The sequence below is a fragment of the Myceligenerans indicum genome, assembly GCF_016742955.1.
GTDB lineage: Bacteria > Actinomycetota > Actinomycetes > Actinomycetales > Cellulomonadaceae > Myceligenerans > Myceligenerans indicum.
Window position 1 is genome coordinate 40,033 of record NZ_JABBYC010000038.1, and the last position, 7,788, is coordinate 47,820.

Below are 7,788 nucleotides of genomic sequence, written 5' to 3' on the forward strand. Positions count from 1 at the left end.
CGGCTCCCGTCCGGCGCCGCGCCCGGCACCGGCAGGCCGCGCCGGGTCGCCGGGCCCGGTGGGGAGCCACGCCGCGTCGCCGAGTAGCCTCGGAAGATGCTCTTCCGGACAGCCGCCACCAGTGCCGCGATCCTGCTCGGGCTCGCGGCCGCAGGTGCGCTCGCCGGGCCGGGGTGGAACCCCGACCCCGTCACGGACCACATCCAGCCGGCCTCCGCCGACACCATGGTCGGCGGGGAGGAGCCCGCCACGGGAACCGGCAGGGCCGGTGACTTCGGCGTGTCCCCGGAGCCCGGACGGTTCCAGGTGCGCGAGACCGCCGTGACGATCCGCCTGGACGACGGCGCGTCGGTGGGCGGGCTGCTGCGCGAGCCGGTGACCGATGCCGGGCAGGGCCTGGCCGGCATCGTGTTCGTGCACGGCGCCGGCACCGGGAAGGCGTCCGACGCCTTCACCGAGGCGGCCACCGCGCTGGCGAGCGCCGGCATCGTCACGCTGGTCCCCGACAAGTACCTCGCCCACTACACGACCCGGAGCCGGGACTACGTCGAGATGGCCGGCGACTACCAGCACTCCGTGGACTTCCTGCGCCGGGTCCCCGGCGTCGACCCCGACCGCGTGGGGCTCTACGCGGAGTCCGAGGGCTGCTGGATCGCTCCCGTCCTGATGGCACGGGATCCGCGCCTGGCCTTCGAGGTGTGGGTGTCCGCACCCGTCGTACCGCCCCGCCAGCAGGCGGCGTTCGCGATGGACAACTACCTGCGCAACACGGACGTCCCGGAGGGCGTGTTCCGGGCGATCCCCCGGGCGGTCGGGATGCGGCTGCCGGGCGGCGGGTTCGAGTACGCGGACTTCGACGTCCGTCCCTGGCTCGCCCGGCAGGACGCGCCGATCTTCATGGCCTACGGCGCGGCGGACCCGTCGATGCCGATGGAGCAGGGCGTACGTCAGGTGCTCGCCGACACCGCCGCCGGGGGCGGGGACGCGCCCGTCACCGTGCGCTTCTACGACGGCGCCAACCACGGCATCAACGTGTCGGACGAGCCGCTGGGAGACGGCGTCGTGCCGCACGGGGACGGCCTGCACCTGCACCCCGGTTTCGCGCGGGACGTCGCGGCCTGGGTGCACGGCCTGCCCGCGTCGGCGACGGCCCGGCCCCGCATCGCGGGAGCCCAGCCGGCGCAGCTCTACCTCGCCGAGCCGGTACCGCAGCCCCACTGGTACGCCGACGGCGACGTCGTGCTCGGGATCGTGATCGCCGCCGCCGTGCTGATCCTCGCCGGTGGCGTCACCCTCGGCGCGAACCGGGCCGTGCGCGGCGCGGTCGCCCGCGCCCGCGCCGCCCGGGGCGGCGCCGCCCGGCCCGCGCCCGGCCTCGCACCCGGGCTGGCGGCTCCCCTGGGGGTGACGGCCGGGGTGACGGTCGCGACGGCGGTGGGGCTCGTGGCCTATCTGCTCGCGGTCGCACGGCTGGCGCTGGACTACGAGCAGAACGCGCTGGTGGTCCAGGGGGGCTGGATCGGGGTCCGGCTGCTCGGCGTGGTCGCGGCCGTCGCCGCCGCGGTCCTGCTGCTGCGCTGCCGGGCTGCGAGCTGGCGGGTCGCCGCCCTTCGCGTCCCTGGCGAACCCCGCACGCCGGACGGCGGGAGCGCCGCACCGGACGCGGACGTCCGCATGCCCGACGCCGGGAACCGGGTGGGCCCACGCCTCGTGACGGCGGCCTTCTGGGCGCTCGCCGCGGGCACGGTCGCCCTCGGCCTGGTCCTGGCCTACTGGGGTGTCTACCAGCTCGGCGTGTGAGCGTCCCCCGGGGCCGGGGAGCCTCCCGGATGTGAGGGAGGTGCGCAGATCTCACGATGTGACGAGTGTCGCCGCGATTCGGAACGACACGGCCTCGCTCGACCCGGTACAAACAGTGGTGGACACCCATGCCGCCAGCCCCCCGCGACCTGCCCGCGCGACATCGGGCCCGCGGCGTCACCTCAGGAGTTGTGAATGACGGATATCCACGCCCCGGAGCATGTGGAGCACCAGAGCGCCGCCGGTCCGCGGAACGCCACGGACACCGCGTCCGCCTTCGCCACCTATCGCCCGAGCGACTACGTGCGCGACGTCGTCGCCGCGCTCATGCTCCTGCTCGCACTCGCCCTGCCGTGGACCGCGGCCGACCGCGGAGCCGACCGCGTGGAGGTCGTGCTCGCCATGGCGGTCTCGCTCGCCTCCCTCTCACTGCCCTACCTGGCGCGCTTCGGTGCGCTGCCCACGTCCTGGACCGTACGGGCCACCCGCAGGTGGCGCGTCTGGGCGAACCTCCCGGCAGCCGCCGTCGTGGTGGTGGCCGTCCTGCTCGACCTGGCCGGCGGCTCGGGCGTCGGGACCGGGGCCGGTCTCGGTCTCGGCGGCGCGCTGCTCGCCGCCGCACCGCGCGACAGCGAGCTGGGGCCGGCGGACCTCGACGGCCGCGTGCACGACCGGTGGCGCGCGGTGCTCGCCCTGTCCGGCGGTCTCGTCGGCGCCGGCGCCCTCGTCTCGCTCGTCCAGACCTACGTCACCGACCGTGAGCTCGGCCCTATGCTGCGCGCCCCCCTCGGATTCGCCATGGTGGCGGGCATCGTCGTGCTTCTCGTGCTCCCGGCCTGGCGGCGTGACCGCGCGGCCAGGCTCGTGCTGATCGCGCTCGGCGTCGTCGTCACCGTCCTGGCGGTGTTCACCGCCGGCGAGGTCCTGAGCGGCGTGGAGACGACCCACGAGCAGCGGTTCGGCCTCGTCCTCGTCCCGGCGCTCGCGGCGGTGGCTGCCTCACCGGCCGTACGGCGCTCGCCGCTCTGGCTGTCCTCCGGCACGCCGCCGGTCCCCGGTGCCGTCGACGTGTGGGTCCACGCCGCGATCCGCACGTTCCAGGTGCTCCTGCTGCTCGCCCTGTGCGGTGCGGGCGACGGCCTGGTCACGCTCGTCGCGGACGGCTTCGACGTGGCGCCCCTGCTCCGCCTGATCCTCGGCCTCGTGATCGCGGGTGTGGCCTGGTTCGGTCAGCGCTCCCTGCGGCGGGACACCTCCACGGGGCACGTGCCGGCCGTGGGCGCCGCCTGCGTCTCCGGAGTCCTGGGCCTTGTGGTGGTCGTCGCGACGTCGGGTGCCGGGTCCGGCCTGCGGATCGTCGATCTCGTGATCGCCCTGGGGCTCCCGGGCATCGCGGCCTCCGTTCTCATGGTCCCGAAGGCGGTGCGTGAGCACTTCCAGACCTCGGGCCTTGCCGGGGAGGGCGCCGTCGACCGGAGCGCCGCCTGGGTCTGGGCGCCCGAGCAGCCGGCGACCCTGCCCGCGAAGCCCGCTCGCGAGCGCGAGCAGATCCCCACCGGGGGGACCCACATCGCGGCGGGCGACGCCCGGGACGACGGCGTGCCGGCCACCGGCCGGGCCCCGGAGACGGCCGCGTCCGGCGCGCACGAGGCGACCTCGCCCGACGCCGCACCCGCCGCGGTGCCCGACACCGCACCCGCAGCGGGCGGGACGTCGGCGGCCGCGGGCGGGACTGCCGCGGCGGCGGCCACCTCGGCCGCGCAAGGCGCGGTCGGCGACGGGCAGCCCGCGCAGGACGTCACCGCGGTGCTGCACCCGGCCTCCGGGCCCGGCCTCTCCTCTGCCTCCGGCCCGTCCCCTGCGGCCGGCTCCTCGTCGGCGACGGAGGACGGCGCCGCGAAGCCGGCGCCGGACCGGCCGCGCAAGCGGGTCTCGTCGACCGGTGCCGTCCGCACCTACGCGGGCCAGGAACACCGGGCGGCCTCGGGCGAGCAGCCGTCCGTGTCGCGGGTGGCCCACGAGACCACCGCTCGGGAGATGCCGGGGGCGGGCAGCCCGTCCGCCGTGGGCGCGACGGCCGTCATGCAGCCGGTGGGCGGTCAGCAGCCCGCTGCCGGAGGCAACGGCGCGGCGGCCCTGCCTTCCGCACAGCCGCCGGGCTGGACCCCCGAGGCGGCTCTCGACCCGGGCACGCCGCTGGCGGACCTCGCCGTCATCGTGCAGGAGGCACCTCACCTGCGATCCCATGTCGCCCGGAACCCCTCCACCTACCCGGCGCTGCTCGACTGGCTCGGTGCGCTCGGCGACCCGGATGTGGACGCCGCGCTGCGATCGCGGCGAGGAGTGTGAGAATGCTGCCTGTGCGCCCCATCACACAGTCCAACAAGCTTCGCGACGTCCGCTACGACGTCCGCGGGCCGATCCTGGTCGAGGCCGAGCGCCTCGAGGCCGAGGGCCACAAGGTCCTCAAGCTGAACATCGGCAACCCCGCGCCCTTCGGCTTCCAGGCGCCCGACGTCGTGGTCGACGGGCTGCGGCAGCACCTGCACGAGGCGGAGGGCTACTCCGACTCGCGCGGCATCCTGCCGGCGCGTGAGGCCGTGTCGGCCTACTACGCGAGCCGGGGGCTGGACGTCACGCCCACCGACGTGTTCATCGGCAGCGGCGTGTCCGAGATGATCTCGCTCGTGCTGCAGGCGCTCGTGGACGACGGCGACGAGGTGCTCGTCCCCGCGCCCGACTACCCGCTGTGGACCGGTGCGGTGTCGCTCACGGGTGGCACGCCCGTGCACTACGCCTGCGACGAGTCCGCGGGCTGGTCGCCCGACCTGGAGGCCCTCGAAGCGCGGATCACGCCGCGCACCAAGGCGCTCGTGGTGATCAACCCGAACAACCCGACCGGCGCGGTGTACCCGGCCGAGACGGTGCGGGCGCTGGCCGACATCGCGCGGCGGCACGGGCTCGTCCTCCTGAGCGACGAGATCTACGAGAAGATCCTGTTCGACGGGGCGAGCCATCATCACACCGCCACGTCCGCGGGTGACGACGTGCTGTGCCTGACGTTCTCCGGCCTGTCCAAGGCCTACCGCGTGGCCGGGTTCCGTTCCGGCTGGGTGGTGGTCACCGGGCCGAAGCAGCTCGCGACGGACTTCCTCGAGGGCCTGACCCTGCTCGCGAACATGCGCATGTGCGCCAACGTCCCGGCGCAGTACGCGATCCCCGCCGCGCTGGGCGGCGACCCTGCCGTGGTGGACGAGCTCCTGCTGCCCGGCGGGCGGCTGCTCGACCAGCGCGACACGGCGGTCCGGCTGCTCAACGAGATCCCCGGCGTGCGCACCGTTGCCCCCCAGGGCGCGCTGTACTGCTTCCCGCGCCTGGACCCCGAGGTCTACGCGGTCGAGGACGACGAGAAGCTGGTGCTCGAGCTGCTCCGGGAGAAGCACATCCTGGTGACCCACGGAACGGGCTTCAACTGGCCCGAACCGGACCACTTCCGCCTGGTCATGCTTCCCGCCGTGGACGTCCTGGAGGACGCGATCGGCCGCATCGCGGAGTTCCTGGAGAGCAAGCGCGTCTGAGCTCGGGCGCCGTTGTCGGTGACGGCCAGATCCTCCGGCGCCGTCTTGTCGCGTGCCGCAACGCGCCACCACATGGTGGACAGCTGTGGTGCGCGCAACATGCGGGGGTACAGTGACAGCGTGCACCCGGCGAAGAGCCTCCTCCTTCGGTGCCGCGGCGAGGCCCCATAAAGAGGCCGGACTCCTCGCCGCGGTGGCTTCGTGATGCCGGCCGCGGCCCGTAACCCGGGTCGTTGCCTGAGAGAAGGTCACTTCTACCCGGAGGACACGCAAGTCATGAACACCAGCACGGAGACCACGACCGCCCCTGCCACGAAGCACGGTGACCCCGTGTACGGCACCGCCGGCGGACTCGTCGAGGACAACCCCCAGCAGCCGTCCGGAATGCGGGTGAACAAGTACCGGCCGTTCCACGAGCAGATCACCGTCGACCTGCCCGACCGGACCTGGCCCGCCAAGCGCATCGAGCAGGCGCCGCGCTGGTGCGCGGTCGACCTGCGGGACGGCAACCAGGCGCTCATCGAGCCCATGGACGCCGAGCGCAAGCTGCGCATGTTCGACCTGCTCGTGGAGATGGGCTACAAGGAGATCGAGGTCGGTTTCCCCTCGGCCAGCCAGACCGACTTCGACTTCGTCCGCCGCCTCATCGAAGAGGACCGGATCCCGGACGACGTCGTCATCCAGGTCCTGACCCAGTCCCGCGCGCACCTGATCGAGCGCACCTACGACTCGATCCGTGGCGCCAAGCAGGCGATCGTCCACCTGTACAACTCGACGTCGGTGCTGCAGCGCGAGGTGGTCTTCCGCACCGACCAGGACGGCGTCGTCGACATCGCCCTGGACGGCGCGAAGCTGTGCCGCAAGCTCGAGGAGACGCTGCCGGAGACCCGGATCTACTACGAGTACTCCCCGGAGTCGTACACCGGCACCGAGCTGGAGTTCGCCGTACGCATCTGCAACGAGGTGCTGGAGGTCTTCGAGCCCACCCCGGAGCGCAAGGTCATCGTCAACCTGCCCGCCACCGTCGAGATGGCCACGCCCAACGTGTACGCCGACTCCATCGAGTGGATGTGCCGGCACCTGAACCACCGCGAGAACGTCATCGTGTCGCTGCACCCGCACAACGACCGGGGCACCGCGGTGGCCGCCGCCGAGCTCGGCTACCTGGCCGGCGCGGACCGCATCGAGGGCTGCCTGTTCGGCAACGGTGAGCGCACCGGCAACGTCGACCTGGTCACGCTCGGTATGAACCTGTTCGCGCAGGGCATCGACCCGCAGATCGACTTCTCCGACATCGACGCGGTCCGCCGCACCGTGGAGCACTGCAACCAGCTGCGGGTCCCCGAGCGCACCCCGTACGTGGGCGACCTGGTGTTCACCGCGTTCTCCGGGTCGCACCAGGACGCGATCAAGAAGGGCTTCGAGCACATGGCCGGCCAGGCGGAGGCCGCCGGCGTGGGTGTGGACGACCTCCCGTGGGGCGTGCCGTACCTGCCGATCGACCCGCGGGACGTGGGCCGCTCCTACGAGGCCGTGATCCGCGTGAACAGCCAGTCGGGCAAGGGCGGGGTGGCCTACCTGCTCAAGCACGACCACGGCCTGGACCTGCCGCGCCGCCTGCAGATCGAGTTCTCGGGCGCCGTGCAGCGCGTCACCGACACGGGGGGCCACGAGGTCAGCGGTGACGACATCTGGCGCATCTTCACCGACGAGTACCTGCCCATCGAGGAGGGCTCGGCCGGTGCCGTCGAGGCCGGCCTGCAGCCGTGGGGTCGTCTCAAGCTGGAGCACACGCGCGTGACGTCCGCCGAGGGTGGGCCGGCCACCATGGAGGTCGACGTCGTCGACCGTGGCGAGGCGCAGACGCTGACGGGGTCGGGGAACGGTCCGATCGCCGCGTTCGTCGACGCGATCTCGCACGTGGGCGTGAACGTCAGCGTGCTCGACTACACCGAGCACGCCCTGTCCGAGGGCGGCGACGCGACCGCGGCCGCCTACGTCGAGTGCCAGGTGGGCGACGACGTGCTGTGGGGCGTGGGCGTCGACCCGTCGATCACGACGGCGTCCCTGAAGGCGATCGTCTCGGCGGTCAACCGTGCGGAGCGCGCGGCGGTCTGAGGTGCTCACCGCGGGCGTGATCACGGCGGTCCGGCTACGGCCGGCCGTCGGGGTCACGCCCGCGGTCTTTGTGCGATCGGACCATGTTTGTGCAGGCCAGGGCGCGGTACGTTGACTGCGGAGGTGATCGCGCGTGCGTGACGTGCTGGAGGAGTTGTTGGAGTGGTGGCGTCGGGGTGTGCCGGTGGGGATGGCGACGGTGGTGGCGACGTTTCGGTCGGCGCCGCGTGCGCCGGGGGCGGCGATGTTGGTGGGGCCGGGCTCGGGTGAGGGCTGTCTCTTATACACATCT

The 7,788-nt window shown here is 73.3% G+C and carries 5 protein-coding genes; all 5 read left to right on the plus strand.

The window, feature by feature from the left end; translation table 11 throughout:
- Positions 1–96: 96 nt before the first annotated feature.
- Complete coding sequence (locus HGK34_RS16710; protein ID WP_201849451.1) at positions 97–1,800, plus strand: alpha/beta hydrolase family protein; 1,704 nt, start codon at positions 97–99, stop codon at positions 1,798–1,800.
- 195 nt (positions 1,801–1,995) lie between these two features.
- A complete protein-coding gene (locus tag HGK34_RS16715) occupies positions 1,996–4,149 on the plus strand; it encodes a DUF7937 domain-containing protein (protein ID WP_201849452.1) in 2,154 nt (717 codons plus the stop codon).
- Between the two features lie 11 nt (positions 4,150–4,160).
- Positions 4,161–5,378: a pyridoxal phosphate-dependent aminotransferase gene (locus HGK34_RS16720; protein WP_201849455.1), complete on the plus strand. Its 1,218-nt coding sequence runs from the start codon at positions 4,161–4,163 to the stop codon at positions 5,376–5,378.
- A 276-nt stretch (positions 5,379–5,654) separates the two neighbouring features.
- Positions 5,655–7,496: a 2-isopropylmalate synthase gene (gene leuA / locus HGK34_RS16725; RefSeq protein ID WP_201849457.1), complete on the plus strand. Its 1,842-nt coding sequence runs from the start codon at positions 5,655–5,657 to the stop codon at positions 7,494–7,496.
- Between the two features lie 142 nt (positions 7,497–7,638).
- On the plus strand, positions 7,639–7,788 hold a 150-nt coding region (locus HGK34_RS16730), incomplete at its 3' end, for an XdhC family protein (protein WP_372433146.1).

Coding starts and splice junctions, on each gene's coding strand:
- leuA (WP_201849457.1), top strand. CDS start 5,655: ATGAACACCAGCACGGAGACCACGACCGCCCCTGCCACGAAGCACGGT.
- HGK34_RS16715 (WP_201849452.1), top strand. CDS start 1,996: ATGACGGATATCCACGCCCCGGAGCATGTGGAGCACCAGAGCGCCGCC.
- HGK34_RS16710 (WP_201849451.1), top strand. CDS start 97: ATGCTCTTCCGGACAGCCGCCACCAGTGCCGCGATCCTGCTCGGGCTC.